Here is an 18867-nt window from a genome sequence, read left to right on the forward strand (position 1 = left end):
ATGTCACAAGGAAATGTACAGACTGGGAACACCGCCCCTACCCCGCCGCCGATTAGACCTGTTGGCGTGGGTGGCGGCCACCGCCGCGGTCCCGTGGTGAAACCTAAAAATTTTAAAGGGACATTAAAGCGACTTTGGCATTACTTTGGAAATGAAAAGAAGATGCTGACCCTTATTTTTGCCTTTATTTTAATCGACTCTGTTCTAATGCTACTTGCTCCGTTCCTTATTGGAAAATCGGTAGATGCAATGACCCTAAAATCCGGGAAAGTGGATTTTAATCTGTTAGAAGTAATGATTATCGTCCTCACCTGTGCGTATGTGGCGGATGCCATTCTTACTTTTTTACAAGGATGGCTCATGGCTGGCGTGGCTCAGCGAGTGGTGAAACGTTTGCGAGAGGCTTTGTTTCAAAAGCTGCAGAAGCTCCCCGTTTCCTTTTTTGATTCAAGGACACATGGAGAACTCATGAGCAGACTTTCCAATGACATCGATAATGTGAGTAATACGATCTCCCAATCGACCACACAGCTTATGTCGGGGCTGATGATTATTAGCGGTTCACTCATCATGATGCTAATTTTAAGTCCATTGTTAACGGTAGCTAGTTTATTAACAGTACCGCTTGTTTTTTTACTAACAAGGACGATTGCCAAACGAACAAGCGTGTTATTTAAGAATCAACAAATTCAGTTAGGTACATTAAATGGACACATCGAGGAGACCATTTCTGGAATTGAAGTGGTTAAAGCCTTTAATCACGAGGAGAAGGTTATTGAGGAGTTTGATGTGGTCAATGAAAAGCTCCGTACGGTGGGCTTAAAGGCGCAAATCTGGTCGGGCTTCCTGATGCCAATAATGAACGTCATCAACAACCTTGGTTTTGCCATTGTAGCTGTTATTGGCGGCGTCCTAGCGGTTAAAAGCTTAATTACGGTTGGTGCGATTGCCAGCTTTATTACCTATTCCCGACAATTTGTTAGACCGTTAAATGATTTGGCTAACATCTTTAATATTTTGCAATCTGGTGTGGCTGGAGCTGAACGAGTGTTTGAAGTCATGGATGAGCAGGAGGAGCCTGCGGACCTTCCATCGGCTGTCCCCTTGGAAAATCCAAAAGGCCATGTTGTATTTGAAAATGTCAGCTTTGGTTATCGGTCTGATGTGCCAATTTTAAAAAATGTTAGTTTTGAATCCCATATTGGAAGTAGTACAGCCTTAGTTGGGCCAACAGGAGCTGGTAAAACAACAATTGTGAATCTGCTGACTCGATTTTATGATGTGACGAGTGGGAGAATTCTCCTTGATGGCCGGGATATTCGTGAATATACAAGAGATAGTCTGAGGAAATGCTTTGGATTTGTGCTTCAGGATACGTATTTGTTTTCAGGTACGATCAAAGACAACATTAAATATGGGAAGCCGGATGCTACTGATGAAGAAGTAGAGCAAGCGGCAAGAATGGCTAATGCGGCGGGCTTTATTAAGCGATTGCCACAGCAGTATGAGACGGCTCTATCAGAAAATGGAGGTAATTTAAGTCAGGGGCAACGGCAGTTATTGGCAATTGCGAGGGTGATTTTAGCCAAACCGTCCTTACTGATCTTAGATGAAGCCACAAGCAGTATTGATACGAGAACTGAGCTTCATATACAAGCGGCCTTGCTCTCCTTGATGGAGAACCGAACCAGCTTTATCATTGCCCACCGCTTAAATACCATTCGTGACGCGGATACCATCATGGTCATTGATCATGGGGAGATTATTGAAAAAGGCAGCCATGATGAATTAATGAAAGCTAAGGGCCGATACCATCAAATGTTTTATAATCAATTTAAAAATGTAGAAGGTGCACTTGATTAAAAAATGGAAAGAAAATCTTGTAGTTTTTTGGCTTTTTATGTAAAATAAGAATAATGCTATTCTAATAAATTGGTATTCTTGCTAATTAATAGAAAAGTACGAACCATACATATAGGAGGATTACTGTGAAAAAGATTATTGCATTTACAAGTCTAGTATTCATGTTTCTTTTAGCTGTGCTGCCAACAAGTGTGTCACATGCAGCGGCAGCTACTAAAGCTGAGCTTTCAGGCGTTTCTCTTTTTACTGATAGCGGTGAAGTTAAAGCTGAAAAGAAGGGTAACAACTTCGTTTTCAACTTTGTAGGAAAAAGCGGAAAAGCTAAAGTTCAAAAAGTTGAGTTTTATTCTACAACAGCTGCTAAAACAGTATCTTTATTCTCGGATTCTGATGATGATTCAGATTTACAATTTGTAGACGGGAAAGCTGTTTTAGATGTTACGAAGTACAAAGGTTGGTTAACTCGTGGTAACGACGACGATGGTCTTTACGATGGTGGGGATTATTTATTCACTGTCCAAGACATTAAAGATTGGGCTTCTGACGATCAACCAATGCAAGGTTTCTTAAACGATGAGCTTGGAAACCAAACTACCTTTAATGTTGTATTTAATACAACTGAATGGGTAAAGAAAAACGGTCAATGGGTTTTCGTTGGTACCGACAGTGACTCTCCTACTGCTTATGCAACAGGTTGGGCTGAAGACAATGGAACATGGTACTACCTTGGAACAAATGGCGTTATGAAAACTGGCTGGGTAATGACAGGCGGCAAATGGTACTTCTTAAATCCAAGTGGTGCAATGGCAGAATCAAGCTGGGTAAAATCAGGTGGTAAATGGTACTACTTAAACCAAACCGGTGCAATGGCAACAGGCTGGGCTCAGGATAAGGGTACTTGGTATTTCCTTGACAGCAAAGGTGTAATGAAAACTGGTTGGGTAAAATCAGGCGGTAAATGGTATTTCTTAAAGGCTAGTGGTGCAATGGCAACAGGCTGGGTGAATGTATCTAATAAGTGGTACTATTTATATAGCGATGGTCATATGGCTGCAAATACAAAGATTGGTTCTTACAAAGTTGGTAAGGATGGAGCTTGGATTCATTAATAAAAGACGTGAGAGTATCCTTTTTTATAGGTACTCTCTTTTTTTTGGACAAATTTGTTAAAATGTAATAAATGTGTTAAATACGTAATGTAATAGTATGCTATTATGTAAAATGGATATAATTGTAGGTGAATATATTTCTATAATTATTGAATATTTTTGTAACGAGACAAGGAGTCAAAATAATGATTAAAAAGCTTGCAGCAGCATGGATTGGCTTTATCGCCTTAGCTTTATTTCAAATCCCCGCAGAAGCCAATGAGTTAACACCGAGCAATTCAACTCCAAACTTACAAATTCCTATTATGAGCGATGTTCATATCAATGAGAGCATTGAAAACCGACAAATGAGATTTCAAACTGCTTTACAGGAATTCAAATCGCTTGCTCCCAATTATCAAGCACTAGCTATTGTTGGTGACTTAACGGACCAAGGACTTGATAGACAGTATGAGAAATTTAATCAGATACTAAGTCAATACGCCAATCAAGATGCTGAACGAGTTCTAGTAATGGGTAATCATGAATTCTATGAGGGCATTTATTGGCCCAAGCCTTACTTTACAGATGAGATGTTTATTGATCGGTTTATAACCAACACAGGTATGCCTGGCCTCTACTATGATAAATGGATTGAAGGAGTAAATTCTAAAAAATATCACTTTATTGTTTTAGGTAGCGAAGAATCAAAAGTCACCAATCCTAACAATCATGATGATGCTGTTTTATCTGATGAGCAGTATCAGTGGTTAGAAAATACATTAAGTGTGGAAACGGATCCAAAAAAGCCTATCTTCGTTTTTCTTCATCAGCCGATTGATGACACGGTGTATGGAAGTGAAGAGTGGGGCGGTAATTTAAGGGATGGAAGATTAAAAGGAATCCTACAGAAATATCCGCAGGCAATATTATTCACAGGACATTTACACTATCTATTAAATCATCCACGTTCCGTTTATCAGGATGGCTTTACCATGGCTGATACAGGATCTTTAGCCTATACTCTTTACGAAAATGGTAATGCACCAGCAGAATTTTCACAGGGATTATTGGTAAATGTGTATGATAATAAGGTAGAAATAAAAGCAAGGGAATTTAGCAATCATACATGGATTAATCAGACTACAATTAAGTTACCTTATACAAAAACGGTGGATGATACAGAATTTCCTTACTTTAATCATTCTGATACAGGATCAGTTAATAAGGTTACAGCAACAACAGCAACCGTCTCATGGCCTGCTGCTAAAGACAATACACAGGTAGATAAATATATCATCAAACTTAACGGGGAAGCAGTACAAACTCAGTATTCAAAGTTTTGGGAAGATCAAAGCGACCAAGTATACACCACTACAATAACTAATTTAGCAGGAAATACAGAATATACATTAGAGGTTTCAGCTGTTGATGCATGGAATAATGTATCACTCAATCCTTTAAAAATTAGCTTAAAAACAGACAAGTACAATGGCTGGGTCAAAGAAGGAAATAATACTTATTATTATAACTACCAAACTGGACAAAAGGTGACAGGCTGGCTAAAGGTTCAGGATAAATGGTATTACTTTAATCCTGTCGGTGTCATGCAGAAGGGTTGGATTAATGATCTGAATAAGTGGTATTACCTTAATGATAGTGGGGCAATGGTAACAGGATGGCTGACGGAAAAAGGTATAGAGTATTATCTCAATAATGATGGCAGCCTTAAGACAGGTTGGTTATGTCTCCAAAACAAATGGTATTACCTTTCATCTAGCGGTGCAAAACAAGTAGGCTGGATAAGGGATGTAGGCTACTGGTATTATCTTGACCAAACAGGTGTGATGAAAATAGGTTGGGTATTAGATAAGGAAAATTGGTACTACTTGAAAAGCAGTGGAGTCATGCAAGTAGGATGGTTATTCTTTAATGGAAGCTGGTACTATTTAGATACTAATGGATTAATGAAAACTGGCTGGGTTTATATTGGAAATAAATGGTATTACCTTTATGATGATGGAAAACTGGCTGTGAATACTCAAATAGGGACTTACAAATTAGGTAAAGACGGAGCTTGGATCCACTAATTTACTTTAGTAAGAGAGAGTGCTTTTTGCATTCTCTCTTATTTTTTGTAGAGAATTGTTCCCTTTTGTATGTTTATTGGTGACAAGTGTAAAGACAGCTGTTAGAATACAGTTGATTACTAGATTACATTTTATACCTAAAGAAATGAGATTTGGGTAATAATGTAAGTGCAGGCATTAACATAGGGGGAACAATATGAAAAACAAAAAAGAAATATCAGAAAGAAAGCTGCTCGGCATCGCCGGGATGGGCTGGATGTTTGATGCAATGGATGTTGGAATGCTTTCCTTCATTATTGCTGCCTTAAAGGTGGAATGGGAGTTAACGCCTGAACAAATGGGCTGGATTGGCAGTATTAACTCGATTGGTATGGCTGTTGGGGCGCTTATCTTTGGCTTAATGGCTGACCGAATTGGAAGGAAAAATGTTTTTATTATTACCTTATTGTTATTTTCAGTCGGTAGTGGAGCATCCGCATTTGCTTCCACATTAGCTGTCTTTTTAGTGTTTAGGTTTATAATTGGTGCGGGTTTAGGCGGGGAGCTTCCTGTAGCCTCTACACTTGTATCAGAAAGTGTCTCAGCTGATAAGCGTGGCAGAATTGTTGTGCTGTTGGAAAGCTTCTGGGCAGGCGGATGGTTAATTGCAGCCATCATATCGTATTTCGTGATTCCAAAGTTTGGCTGGCAGGTAGCTTTATTTATCAGTGCCCTTCCTGCTTTCTATGCACTTTATTTGCGAATGGGTCTCCCTGATTCACCTCGCTTTGAGGCGATTAAGAAAAAGGAAAAAATCTCTGCATGGGAAAGCTTCGCAAAGCTTTGGTCTAAAGAACATAGCCGTCAAACGGCCATGTTATGGATTGTTTGGTTTTGTGTAGTCTTCTCTTACTATGGAATGTTTCTATGGCTGCCAAGTGTTATGGTCATGAAAGGATTTAGCTTAATCAAAAGCTTTGAATATGTGCTGATCATGACAATTGCCCAATTACCAGGTTATTTTACAGCAGCATGGTTTATAGAAAAATTTGGACGTAAGTTTGTATTAGTTGTTTATTTAATTGGAACGGCCATTAGTGCGTACTTCTTTGGAACGGCTGAATCGACGGCACTTCTAATGACAGCAGGCATTCTGTTATCCTTCTTTAACCTCGGGGCTTGGGGTGGTCTGTATGCGTATTCTCCTGAACAATACCCAACGGTTATTCGTGGGACTGGAACTGGAATGGCAGCTTCTTTTGGCCGAATTGGCGGTGTTTTAGGGCCACTGTTAGTAGGTAATCTTGTTGCACAGAATGTATCAATTTCGTCGATCTTTACAATCTTCTGTATATCGATCCTTATTGGTGCATTGGCTGTATTCGTTTTGGGAAAGGAAACAAAAAGAAAAGAATTAGTATAATAATTTTCAGAAAGAGATTCCGTTTCAGGAATCTCTTTTTCACATTAGCAGAGGAAAGAATCATATTTAGACAAAATAATTCATTTGCCGCGTTACTTTCAACTTGAAAGTAATTTTCTATTCACTTTACTGAAATAAAGCCTTTAACGTTAGTGGAAGTCTAGTTTTCATTATTTTCTAAATTATTTTAAAATAATGGACTTTTCTACTAGACGAACCTCTGAATATTATGTACAATGTTTTCAGAATATTATCTTTATTGCAAACAGTAACACAACTATCTTGGGAAAATTTTTTATAAAAACAGGGGGTAAAGCCATGAGAAAGAAAAAATTAGCTGGTGTTTTTATGTCATTTATGGTAGCAGCAGGCGTAATGGCAGGATGTAACTCGACTACAAGTGGTGATGGTGGAGGAGATACAATTAAAATTGGAGCCAACCTTGAGCTCTCAGGCGGAGTAGCTTCTTACGGTCAATCAGAAAAAGAAGGTATCGATCTTGCGATTGAAGAAATCAATAAAAAAGGCATTGATGGTAAGAAACTAAAACTTGTTACGTTTGACAATAAGTCAGAAGCATCAGAAGCGACAAGTGGTGCGCTTAAATTGGCCACACAAGACAAGGTGGCAGCGATCATCGGTGCGGCAACAAGTACAAATACGCTTGCACAGGTACAAATTGCGCAGGACAATAAGATTCCATTAATTACTCCAACAGGTACAAACCCTACGATTACAAATAAAGATGGAAAAGTAAGTGACTTTGTTTTCCGTACATGCTTTATCGACCCATTCCAAGGTACGGTTGCAGCGAACTTTGCAGCAAAAGAATTAAAGGTCAAGAATGCGGCGATCCTTATTGACAGCTCAAGTGACTATGCAAAAGGACTTGCAGATGCGTTCAAGAAGGCATTTAAGGCAAACGGTGGGAAAATTGTAAAAGAAGAAGCATACGTGGCAAAGGATACAGATTTCCACGCTACTTTAACAAATATCAAAGCGGCGAATCCAGAATATGTATTCATTCCTGGATACTATGAAGAAGTGGGCCTAATCATTAAGCAAGCTCGTGAAATTGGCCTAAATGTACCACTTATGGGTGGCGACGGCTGGGATTCTCCTACTCTAGTAAAAATTGCTGGCGGAGCGGATCCATTAAAGAATACGTTTATTACAAACCACTATTCATCAGGTGATAGTGACAAGAAAGTACAAGACTTTGTTTCTGCATTCAAAGCGAAATATGATGGTAAATCACCGGATGCCTTCAACGCATTAGGCTATGATACTGTGTACTTTATTGCTGACGCGATTAAGCGTGCAGGAAGCAGTGATTCTAAGAAAATTCAGAAGGCACTTGCTGAAACAGATGGACTTGAGCTTGTATCAGGAAAGATGAAGCTTGATAAAAATCACGATCCAATCAAAGCAGCCGTTATTCTTGAATACGTAAACGGTGAACAACAATTTAAAGTGAAAGTAAATCCTTAATCCAATTTTATAATGGGCAAATGAATAGGGAGAATGGATGTCTCCCTATTCCCATTTTAAGAGCAAGTTGAAGTCCTTTTAAGGGAGTGTTTGGACATGGAACAGTTTATACAACAATTAGTCAATGGAATTTCCTTAGGGAGCATTTATGCATTAATCGCCCTTGGATACACAATGGTATATGGTATCGTCAAACTGATTAACTTTGCCCATGGGGACGTCTTCATGGTCGGTGCATTTATAGGCTTTTATTCTATTACTATTTTAGATTTAGGATTTTTCCCTGCTTTAGTTATTTCCATGGTAGCATGTGCGATCTTTGGGGTACTGATTGAACGGATTGCGTACAAACCATTAAGAAACGCGACAAGGATTGCGGCTTTGATTACCGCCATTGGAGTGTCCTTGTTTATCGAATATGGAACGATTTATGCACGTGGTGCACAGCCAGAAGCATATCCAAGTAATTTGGTCCCAATCAAGAGCTTAGATGTGTTTGGTGTAAAAATTAGTGGACAATCCATCCTTATTCTAGGAACATCCATAATCTTAATGATTCTTCTGCAATTCATTGTTCATAAAACGAAAATTGGAAAAGCGATGAGGGCTGTTTCTCATGATATGGATGCAGCAAGATTGATGGGGATTAACGTAAATAACACCATTTCTGCTACCTTCGCTATCGGTTCTGCTCTAGCAGGTGCAGCTGGGGTTATTTTTGGAATGTACTATACAAAGATTGAACCGCTGATGGGGATTATCCCAGGACTGAAAGCTTTCGTTGCTGCTGTTTTAGGGGGAATCGGAATTATTCCTGGAGCGATGGCAGGCGGGTTAGTTTTAGGTACAATTGAAGCATTTGTTAGTGCCGCAGGCTATTCTTTATGGCGTGATGGAGTTGCATTCATTGTCCTAATCTTAATCTTAATCTTCAAACCAGCAGGTTTATTTGGTAAAAATGTCAGGGAAAAGGTATAGGGGGTGGCTTAAGCGATGTCAATTTTTAAACAAGCAAAGTTTTTTTGGACCTCAATCGTTTTAGCCGTTATTTTTTCAGTCATTGTGCAATTTTTGATAGTGGGTGGAACACTGAATCAATTCTATGTGAATACGCTCTTTTTCATGGGCATTAACATTATATTAGCGGTCAGCCTTCACTTAATTATTGGAATTACGGGGCAGTTTTCCATTGGACATGCTGGGTTTCTCGCGGTGGGTGCCTATGCGTCTGCCATTATGACAATGAAATTGAGCTTGCCGTTTCCAGTCGCATTAATAACCGGTGGACTAGCGGCAGCGGTAGCTGGCCTAATCATTGGGATTCCTACCCTAAGGTTAAGAGGAGATTATCTAGCCATTGCTACACTTGGTTTTGGCGAAATCGTTCGAATTGTATTTTTAAATATTGATTATGTAGGCGGCGCCAGCGGGATGACCGTATCTCATTTAACCACATGGCCGTGGTTGATTGGCTGTGTTGTATTTACGATTATTGTCATTGCCAACTTCACCAACTCAACACACGGAAGGGCCTGTATCTCCATTAGAGAAAATGAAATTGCTGCCGATGCAATGGGGATTAATACTACCTATTATAAAGTAGCTGCCTTTGCGCTTGGGGCCTTTTTCGCGGGAATTGCTGGTGCATTATTTGCTCACAATTTTTATATTATCCAACCAACCAACTTTGGATTCTTAAAGTCTTTTGATATTTTAATTTTCGTTGTACTTGGTGGTTTGGGCAGTATGTCTGGGGCTGTCATTGCTACCGTCCTGTTGACTATTATCTCTACCTATCTTCAAAGCTATCCAGAGGTACGGATGGTCATCTATAGCTTAGTCTTAATCGTAATGATGCTTTACCGTCCACAAGGATTAATGGGCACAAAGGAGATTACTTCATTCTTTAAATCTAGTAAATCCGCTAAAGGAGGAGTACAGCATGGCAGCAAAAACACAGTTGCTTAAGGTTGAAAATGCAGGAATCCGATTTGGCGGGTTGAAGGCAGTGTCTGATGTAAATCTGGAATTAAAGCAGGGTGAACTTGTCGGTTTAATAGGACCAAACGGTGCCGGAAAAACAACCTTCTTTAACCTGCTAACTGGTGTGTATGTTCCGACTGAAGGAAGCATTTCATTAGAGGGAGAAAAATTGAACGGTCTAGCTCCTTATCGTATTACGAAAAAGGGAATCAGCCGTACCTTCCAGAATATCCGGTTGTTTAGTGAATTATCCGTACTTGATAATGTAAAGGTTGCTTATCATTCTCAGTCTAAGCATTCCATTTTTAGCTCCATTCTTCGCCTCCCTTCCCACTTTTCTGGTGAGAAGGAGATGGAAGAAAAGGCGATTGAATTTTTAAAAATCTTTAAGCTTGACGATGTATTACATGAGAAAGCAAAGAACTTACCATATGGACAGCAGCGCCGTCTTGAAATTGCTAGAGCACTGGCTGCGAATCCAAAGTTATTGCTCTTGGATGAACCGGCAGCTGGTATGAACCCGCAGGAAACGGAAGAATTGATGAATTTAATCGCTCTTATTCGCGAGAAATTTTCATTAACCATTCTATTAATTGAACATGACATGCTCCTAGTGATGGGAGTTTGTGAGCGAATCTATGTCCTTGACCATGGTCAATTGATTGCTGAGGGCACCCCAGAACAGATCAGAAATAATCCAAAAGTCATCGAAGCGTATCTTGGCGAGGAGGTCTCTTAATATGCTAAAAATAAAGGATATGAATGTCTATTACGGAAATATTCATGCATTGAAGGGAGTTTCCCTCGAGATCAATCAAGGAGAAATTGTCACACTGATTGGGGCAAATGGTGCGGGTAAAAGTACGCTTTTAAAAACGATTTCTGGGCTCCTGAAGCCAAAAAACGGAGAAATCGTGTTTGAAAATGAACACGTAGCGGGGAAGGTTGCCCAATCCATCGTTAAGAGAGGAATTTCTCAGGTTCCTGAAGGGCGTCGAGTATTTCAAAATATGTCCGTTGAGGAAAATTTGGAATTAGGTGCCTATTTACGAAAAGACAAAAAAGGCATTCGTGAGGATTTTGAAAAAGTCTATCAGCTTTTCCCACGATTGGAAGAGCGCCGAAAGCAGCAATCGGGTACACTTTCAGGTGGAGAGCAGCAAATGCTTGCGATGGGTCGTGCATTAATGGCTAGGCCGCGCCTTTTGCTATTAGATGAGCCATCCATGGGTCTTGCCCCATTGTTGGTAAAAACCATCTTTAATATCATTGAGGAAATCAATCAGCAAGGAACGACCGTATTATTAGTTGAGCAAAATGCGAATATGGCATTATCCATTGCTGACCGTGCCTATGTCATCGAGACAGGAAAAATAGTGGCTGCAGGTACCGCTGAAGAACTGAGCCTATCAGACCAAATAAGAGCTGCCTACCTTGGTGGACACTAAAAAAAGGGGATATAATCCCCTTTTTTTCATTCTATAGCTTTAATTTCTGCCGCTCCGTTTCAAGCTTAAATTGAGACCTTTGTTTCGGACTAACCTTATTGCGTATGATATTGCAGTAATCTTGATAAAGTTGCTCTAATCCCACTAAAGCAAGTGAAAAGAAATTGGCATAATTCTTTTGAACCTCCCACTTTAGCTCATTCTTTCCGCAAATACTGTATTTATTTAACTCTTCAATCTCCTTTTGAATTTTAACCAATTCTGCTGCCTGATCTCCCTTAGGAAGGGCCAACACATGGTCGATTTTTTCTATATAGGCCATTGATTTCTCAATTTTCCCTTTGATTTCTTGATATCCCTCTTGATCAATTAGATTATATTGTAGCTTGAACTCATTTAATTTATTAGCAGATTCATAGGTGGCATTCACGATATCATCCCTGGTCATATCTTTTGTTTCATAGCTAAGCATATGCTTCCAGGAAGGCTGAGTAATCGCTGTGCGGTGATCTTCAAGGGTGTGGCAGAATTTTTTATAGCCATGAAGCTCTGGATGTTCAAAAGCAGGGCTTGCAGGATCTAGGAATGGAGCAAGCGGCGCCACAAAGTAATAGACTCTTGGGTCCTGATGGCAGGCCAGATGAATCGTTTCACAGAAATCGATGTTTTCGATGGTACTTTGGTAGGTCTGTCCAGGGATCCCCACCATGAAGAACAAATCGATTTTTTTACAGCCATTCTTTAGAGCAAAGTTAAGGGTGTCTATGACCTTTTGATTGGTACAGCTGAACTTCCCATTGTAACGTCTAATTTTCTCATCATGTGTCTCAAGGGTGATTTCAATACTATAATTAGGCACACTTTCATTCATTTGCTTGAAAAATTCTTCGTCGGCATACTGGAACAGTTCAAAGACGATTTCATTTTTTAGGTTGATTTTTTTAAGGTGGCTAAAGAACTCATTTACATATTCACGACCACCCTGCCGAAGGTCATGAAGAATGAAAATGGGTGCCCGGCTAAACCGCGAAATAAATTGAATGTCCTCCACCAGCTTTTTCGGTGATCGTAGGGCTAGTGAATTGCGGTTACAGTTTTGATCATAAGCCTCTCTTGATCCTCCGCAAATCAAACAGTTTTGTGTACATCCTCTTGCCGTTAACAGCGCTGTGTTAGGATACTGAAGCCAGCCGTTATAAGGAAGCGGATCAAGGAAATTTCGGTATTTGAAAACGGAACGAATGGTGTAGCGATAGCCAGGAACGTCTATATCATCTAAATCCTTTGGTACATACGTAATTGGATTGTAGCCGTACTCGCTGCCTTTTTTCCAGGTTAAATTGGGTATGTCAGCATAGTGAGTGTTCCCTGCCTCAATTTTGTTCATCAGGAGAAGCATCAGCTTTTCGGTAGAGTCGCCACGCATAACAAAGTCGATAAATGGATAGTCAATTAACTCTTTATGATAATAGGTGGCTGATAACCCTCCAAAAATGATGGGTGTTTGGGGATGAAGGGTTTTTACTATTTTGGCAAGTTCAATACTGCCATGTGCATGCGGGAGCCAATGAAGGTCAATTCCGAATGCTTTTGTTTGGATTTTGCTTAATTTTGCTTCGACATCAAATGATGAATTCATCAGCATCCGATTGGCAATATTGATGATCTTTACTCGCAGGCCATATCTCTCAAGGTAATCCGCAATACTTGTCAGTCCAATGGGATACATTTCAAAGACTGGTGATGACGGAACAACATCACTTATTGGGCCTGCAAGCAAAGCATTTTTCCTAAAGTCGTACACACTGGGTGCGTGCAGGAGAACTAAATCATATTTCATAATTTCACCTCTTAAATTAGATTGTTGATTTGTGAAGATTTTCACAATGGAGTATAAGGTATGTGTTCATAATTTTAGTTTACTATAATCATGGGTTGATAGAGTGACAAACGGGTGACAATATTTGGGTGATTTTGTGGATAAAACCAGCTGAATTTAGGACCCTAACCATAGACTTGTACTCATTAATACAAAGGTAGTAGAGAAGAATAATCCTTTTAGCAAATACAAAAAGAAGGCGAATTGTGCCATAATCATTTTACAAGCCGGAAATGGTTTGGCCCAGTATCGGTCAGTGTGTTTCATTGGACCGGTCTGGGTTTTTCGGTGTCCTATTGGGAAATGTTCGATTGATGTATATTATCATGGGTCCTCTTTTATTGTGTTTATAGAATATATCCATTAAACTAACAGTAATTAACAGAAAATTTAGATATCAAATTGTGAGCGGATGAAGGAGAGATATGAATGAATAGTTCGTCCAATTCGCAAAAAAAGGAACGGTTATCAAGCAACTTTTTACTGTGTGTCTCCCTTATTGGCATTTGGATCTTTATCCAATTTGGACTAGTAAAAATAACGGCACCCAATGAAATAATGATTCTTGCTTTATTAGTTGTTTTTCTACTGATTGTCGAGCTATTTCCATTGCCAGTTTGGAAAGGCACCGTTACGATTTCCTTTCCACTCGTGTATGCCATTTATGTAATGGATGGCCTTTCATATACAATCCTATCCTATGGATGTATCGTGGCTATGATTAATCTCTACAAAAGAAGGCCGCTCAGGATTGTGGTTTTTAATCCTGCCCTGCTACTTATCAGTTTTTATATTGCACACGTTATCAGTCAATGGTTCTTATCCTTTTTAACAATTGAGCTTCAGTCAAGATTCCTGCAAGGAGTTCTTCACTTTAGCTTGCTCATCCTCCCTTTTTATCTTGTTAATAATTTAATTGTTGATGTGCTGCTTACGATTAGACCACAAACCTATAACTTCCGTATATGGAAGCGAAAAACACTGCAGGAATTAAATAGTTTCCTACTTTCATATGGATACCTGGTCCTTTTTTATTTTCTTGGAAATCAAAACAGAGGAGAAATTGATGTCTTTTCGTTCTTTTTCTTTTTTGCTCCATTAGTGTGTTTTGCGCTTTTAAGTTCCATTATTGCCAATTTAAAAAAGGAGAAATCAAAATTAAAGGCACTATTTAGTATCTCTTCTGAACTTAATAAAAAAATTGCAGCACCTGATTGGTTATCTTTTTTAGCCAATAATCTTCAGGAATTTATAGATGTGGATGCCTGGATTTTATGGAAAAGAGAAAAAAAGGGTTGGAATCTAAGGTTTGCCTCAGGATTAGTTATGGATGAAATTATTTTATCAGATGAAACGGCTCAGGCGTTTGATAAAACCAGGCAGTTGGTCGTTTATCATCATACGAAAAAGGATGCGGGGCCCGCGGGCAAAATATTTTCAGAAGAAGTGGGGTCGTTATTATATGCCCCATTAGTGCTTGAAAATGAGCTGGTTGGTATGTTTGTCTTTGGAAGGGTTCGGTCAAAAAGCTTTACGGAAGAAGATATGCAGTCAGCTGCTACCCTTGCCAATCAGTTAGCCGTCTTAATTAAGACGAAATGGCTGTTTGCTGAACAGGAAAAAAGGCTGATTTTAGAAGAAAGAAATCGAATTGCGCGTGATATTCATGATGGGGTGGCTCAATCATTAGCAGGAGCCATCATGAATTTGGAGACAGCCACTCGGAAATTCAACAAAATGCCAGATGATTCGTTCCGACTAATGGTAGAAAGCACGGAAAAGCTGAGGAGAAGCTTAAAGGAAGTCAGGGAATCGATCTATGCTCTTCGCCCTTACCCAACGGAACGCGTGGGGCTGCTGTCGGCGATTGCCTCAAAAATTAGTGCGATTCAACGAGATACAAACATGGACATATCGTTTGATACCCGCGGCACTGAGTTTCAGTTAAGCCCTATGGTGGAAAAGATTATATTCGATATCTGTAATGAGAGTATGCAGAATGCCCTTAAGCATGCAGAGGCAACGAAGATTGACATCTTATTAAGCTATCAAAAGGAGCATGTTCTCTTAAAAATTAAGGATAATGGGAAGGGATTTTCATTATTCCAGGCGATGATTAAAGCAAGGCAGCACCCCCATTTTGGAATTCTGCATATGAATGAGGCGGCCGAGAAAATCCAAGCCTCGCTTCAAGTAGACAGTAGAGAAGGAGCAGGAACGGAGATTATGTTAACCGTACCGAGAATGGGAATTGAAGGGAGTGACTTACGTGATCAAGCTTATGCTAGTCGATGATCATGCGGTATTGCGAGATGGTCTCAAAAACATAGTAGGGATGGAAGCCGATATTGAAGTAGTGGCAGAAGCGGTAAATGGGAATGATGCGATTGCGAAGGTGGATGAGATTTTACCGGATGTCATTCTAATGGATATTAATATTCCTGAAAAAAATGGCATAGAAGCAACAAGTGTGATAAAAGAGCGTTATCCGGCTGTTAAAATTCTCATTTTGACCATGCATGATCATGATGAGTTCTTTATGTCAGCCATCCGCGAAGGAGCGGATGGATATCTTCTGAAGGATGCTCCTTCACAGCATGTCATTGATGCGATCCGTGCGGTTGCAAATGGTCAGTCGGTTATTCACCCTGCTATGACAAAGAAGTTTCTAGGTTTCCACCAGCCGAAGGCAGAGCCTGTCGAAGAAAAGAGTGAATCCGTGCTGACCGCAAGGGAAAAAGAAGTGCTTTTGTGTCTGGTTAAAGGAATGAATAACAAGGAGATCGCGCAAAGTCTATATATCAGTGATAAAACCGTAAAAATTCATGTCAGCAACATCTTCAAAAAACTTGGCGTAAAAAGCCGTTCCCAGGTCGTCATCTACGCTGTCCAAAACCAGCTCGTCCCATTATCATAAAAGGAAAATGTAAAAGGTGTCAGGCACCATGTGAAAAATTCACATGGTGCCTGACACCTTTTCTGTTCTAGAAGGACTACGTACTATAACTTAAGTACGAAAACAAAATAGTACTTATTCTTACTTTAAATACTCCCTTTGCTGAATAGTGTTATCGTCCCCTTTTTTAGACAATAGACCTAACAACTATTAGTAGAAAAGGGGAATGGAATGTGAAAATGAAAAGGTGGTTATCAGTCCTGCTTACTCTCGTCATACTAGTATCACTTGTAATTCCTGGTCTATCAAAAGCGAACGCTGAAGGGGCCTCTGCTTTCATCGATAGTAAATTGCTCAAGGCACTCGATACGGCCGTAGACCCATTACAGGTGATTGTGACTTTTGACGGGCAGGGGGCGCCTTCAAAGGATCAGCTTAATCTGTTAAATAGTCTAGGAATTTCTAAAGGACTTTCCATGAAAGCTTTACCAATGGCGGGGGTACTTGCAACGAAAGATCAAATCAATAAACTAGCCGCTTCGCCTGGAGTAAAGTCGATTTATTTAAATCGTAAGCTCACTTATTTCAATGCAGATGCGACCAGTTTAACAGGGGTAGATAAAGTCCGAACAGATACAGCGATGCAAAAGGCTAATGGAGGATTGCCGATAACAGGAAAAGGGATTGGTGTGGTAATCAACGACAGCGGTGTGGACGGAACGCATAAAGATCTGCAATTTGGCAGTCACCTAGTCCAAAACGTAATGGCTAGTACAAATTTAAACAGCTTGGAGCCTAGTTTACTACCAATCACTTATGTAGAAAATGTTCCAAACACGGACTCTAATTCCGGACACGGTACGCATGTTGCCGGTATTGTTGGCGGGACAGGAGAAAGCTCAAATGGAAAATATGAAGGGGTTGCTCCAGGTGCTAGTTTAATAGGATACGGTTCAGGTGCAGCCCTCTTTGTTCTTGATGGCATTGGCGGGTTCGATTATGCTATCACCCACCAATCTGAATATAATATTCGAGTGATTACAAATTCCTGGGGTTCATCAGGCGACTTTGATCCAAACGATCCGATTAATATAGCCAGTAAGGCAGCCCATGACCGTAGCATTACCGTCTTATTTGCAGCTGGGAACGAGGGTCCGGGAGAAAACACCCACAACCCTTACGCAAAAGCTCCATGGGTCATCTCTGTGGCTGCCGGAGAAAAAGATGGATCACTGGCAGATTTTTCTTCAAGAGGGACAAAGGGAGTTGGTGGTACCTTTGAAATGGATGGTAAGACGTGGACATGGAAGGATGAACCGAGTGTGACCGCACCAGGAGTCGATATTATTTCAACTCGAGTTCTCGCCCCCGTTTCAACGTTAGGTGCAACAACAGATGCGGAGCTAATAGAACCAGCCTACCTGCCATATTATACAGCCATGAGTGGTACCTCCATGGCAACACCGCATGTGGCAGGGATTACTGCGCTCATGTTAGAGGCAAAGCCCACGTTGTCACCAGATGAAATCAAGAAAATTTTACAGGATACAGCTACAAATATGCCTGGTTATGAAACATGGGAAGTTGGAACCGGCTATGTGAATGCCTATGCCGCACTTGATGCTGTCCTGTTTGAAAACCAATATGGCTCAACCGTAAATGCCTATCAAACATTCAATAGCAATGTCAAATCAACAGTCACGAGATCTCCATTTGAGGTGGAATATAATCCATTATTATTATCATCAAACACCTACTCATTTTCAGTCGCAGAAGGAGTTTCCCAACTCTCTGCTCGAATTGATGCAACAGGACTGCTGGGGCAAACAGGAAACCCAGTGAACCTCATTTTAGTCGCTCCAGACAGGACAGAGTATAGCTCGGGAATCAGCTTATTGTTCGCCCTTTATCCTGATAGGACGGCTTCCGTCAATTCACCCATGGCTGGAGAGTGGAAGGTTAGAATTGACGGGCTGCATGGCGACGAATCCAACCCTGTTGGTGTTGGATTGCCCGAAACAATTCAAGGAATGGTTTCTATCGCGAAGGTGAGCGGCTATACCGGCCTGAAGGATATTTCTGGCGACCCTGCAGCCGCTGCCATTCAAATGGCTGTTAGCGAAAGGCTAGTTGACGGATATGCGGATGGGTCATTTAAACCAAAGCAAAATCTTTTACGAAAGGAACTAGCGCATTATTTAGTCATGGGGACTGGAGTAAGGCAAAGTCAGACTCCAGCTTTAAAGGATGTGTCAGCAGGGGACGGACCATTCGCGAAAGCTGTTGTGGCAAAGGGTGCGGCTATACGTGATGCTGTTCAAACGCAGGGCGGCATTATGCTTCTTGATGCAAACGGCAATTTTAATCCTAATGGTGAGGTCAACCGCGCAGAACTAGCATACTCCCTTGTTCAAGCGCTTGGTTTAGAAAAACAAGCTAAGGAAAAAACAGGAGATGTGACGGTACTTTACAAGGGTGAGCGGATTCCAATTAAGGATAGCTCCTCCATTCCTGCATCGCTTAGAGGCTATGTTCAGTTGGCACTTGACCTGAACATCCTTAATGCCACCTTCCAGGTGAAACAAGGAACATATGATTTAGTCCCAACCGTCGAAGCCAGCTTTGAGCCAAGCAAAAAGGTAACAAGAGGCGATTATGCGGTCGCCGTAACGCGATACTACCAGGCCTGGTTTCAATAATCTGAAGGAGAGCTGTCACAAGCAGCTC

Annotated in this window: 13 protein-coding genes; 12 read left to right on the forward strand and 1 reads right to left on the reverse strand. The window is 40.5% G+C overall.

Features of this window, described 5'->3' with window-relative positions:
* From QFZ87_RS02680 to QFZ87_RS02720, 9 genes are all read left to right on the forward strand, one after another.
* Positions 1-1863, forward strand: a complete 1863-nt coding sequence (locus tag QFZ87_RS02680; RefSeq protein WP_309857341.1) for an ABC transporter ATP-binding protein — start codon at positions 1-3, stop codon at positions 1861-1863.
* 125 nt (positions 1864-1988) lie between these two features.
* Positions 1989-2972, forward strand: coding sequence for a PspC-like choline-binding domain-containing protein (locus QFZ87_RS02685; protein ID WP_309857344.1), 984 nt, complete (start codon positions 1989-1991; stop codon positions 2970-2972).
* Positions 2973-3157: 185 nt separating this feature from the next.
* Positions 3158-5041 (forward strand): metallophosphoesterase, encoded by a 1884-nt coding sequence (locus tag QFZ87_RS02690; RefSeq protein ID WP_309857347.1) that lies wholly within the window; start codon positions 3158-3160, stop codon positions 5039-5041.
* A gap of 196 nt (positions 5042-5237) precedes the next feature.
* Positions 5238-6443, forward strand: a complete 1206-nt coding sequence (locus QFZ87_RS02695; protein ID WP_309857350.1) for an MFS transporter — start codon at positions 5238-5240, stop codon at positions 6441-6443.
* A 318-nt stretch (positions 6444-6761) separates the two neighbouring features.
* Positions 6762-7934, forward strand: coding sequence for an ABC transporter substrate-binding protein (locus QFZ87_RS02700; protein ID WP_309857352.1), 1173 nt, complete (start codon positions 6762-6764; stop codon positions 7932-7934).
* Between the two features lie 96 nt (positions 7935-8030).
* Positions 8031-8912, forward strand: coding sequence for a branched-chain amino acid ABC transporter permease (locus QFZ87_RS02705; RefSeq protein ID WP_309857355.1), 882 nt, complete (start codon positions 8031-8033; stop codon positions 8910-8912).
* Between the two features lie 15 nt (positions 8913-8927).
* A complete protein-coding gene (locus tag QFZ87_RS02710) occupies positions 8928-9902 on the forward strand; it encodes a branched-chain amino acid ABC transporter permease (protein ID WP_309857358.1) in 975 nt (324 codons plus the stop codon).
* Positions 9877-10656, forward strand: coding sequence for an ABC transporter ATP-binding protein (locus tag QFZ87_RS02715; RefSeq protein WP_309857361.1), 780 nt, complete (start codon positions 9877-9879; stop codon positions 10654-10656). Before QFZ87_RS02710 ends, QFZ87_RS02715 begins: the two co-directional genes overlap by 26 nt.
* Before the next feature lies 1 nt (position 10657).
* A complete protein-coding gene (locus QFZ87_RS02720) occupies positions 10658-11365 on the forward strand; it encodes an ABC transporter ATP-binding protein (protein WP_309857364.1) in 708 nt (235 codons plus the stop codon).
* A 31-nt stretch (positions 11366-11396) separates the two neighbouring features.
* On the opposite strand, the gene QFZ87_RS02725 is transcribed toward QFZ87_RS02720, so the two are convergent.
* Positions 11397-13205 (reverse strand): TIGR04190 family B12-binding domain/radical SAM domain protein, encoded by a 1809-nt coding sequence (locus QFZ87_RS02725; RefSeq protein ID WP_309857366.1) that lies wholly within the window; start codon positions 13203-13205, stop codon positions 11397-11399.
* A gap of 468 nt (positions 13206-13673) precedes the next feature.
* Here QFZ87_RS02725 and QFZ87_RS02730 point away from each other — a divergent pair, with 468 nt between their 5' ends.
* The 3 genes from QFZ87_RS02730 to QFZ87_RS02740 all read left to right on the forward strand — a co-directional run bounded on the left by QFZ87_RS02730 (position 13674) and on the right by QFZ87_RS02740 (position 18839).
* The gene (locus QFZ87_RS02730; protein ID WP_309857369.1) at positions 13674-15539 is read left to right on the forward strand and encodes a GAF domain-containing sensor histidine kinase; all 1866 of its coding nucleotides are present in this window, start codon (positions 13674-13676) and stop codon (positions 15537-15539) included.
* On the forward strand, positions 15514-16161 hold the full coding sequence (locus tag QFZ87_RS02735; RefSeq protein ID WP_309857371.1) for a response regulator: 648 nt from the start codon (positions 15514-15516) through the stop codon (positions 16159-16161). Before QFZ87_RS02730 ends, QFZ87_RS02735 begins: the two co-directional genes overlap by 26 nt.
* Before the next feature lie 218 nt (positions 16162-16379).
* Positions 16380-18839, forward strand: a complete 2460-nt coding sequence (locus tag QFZ87_RS02740; RefSeq protein WP_309857374.1) for a S8 family serine peptidase — start codon at positions 16380-16382, stop codon at positions 18837-18839.
* Positions 18840-18867 lie beyond the last annotated feature (28 nt).

Source organism: Bacillus sp. SLBN-46, from assembly GCF_031453555.1.
Lineage (GTDB): Bacteria > Bacillota > Bacilli > Bacillales > Cytobacillaceae > Neobacillus.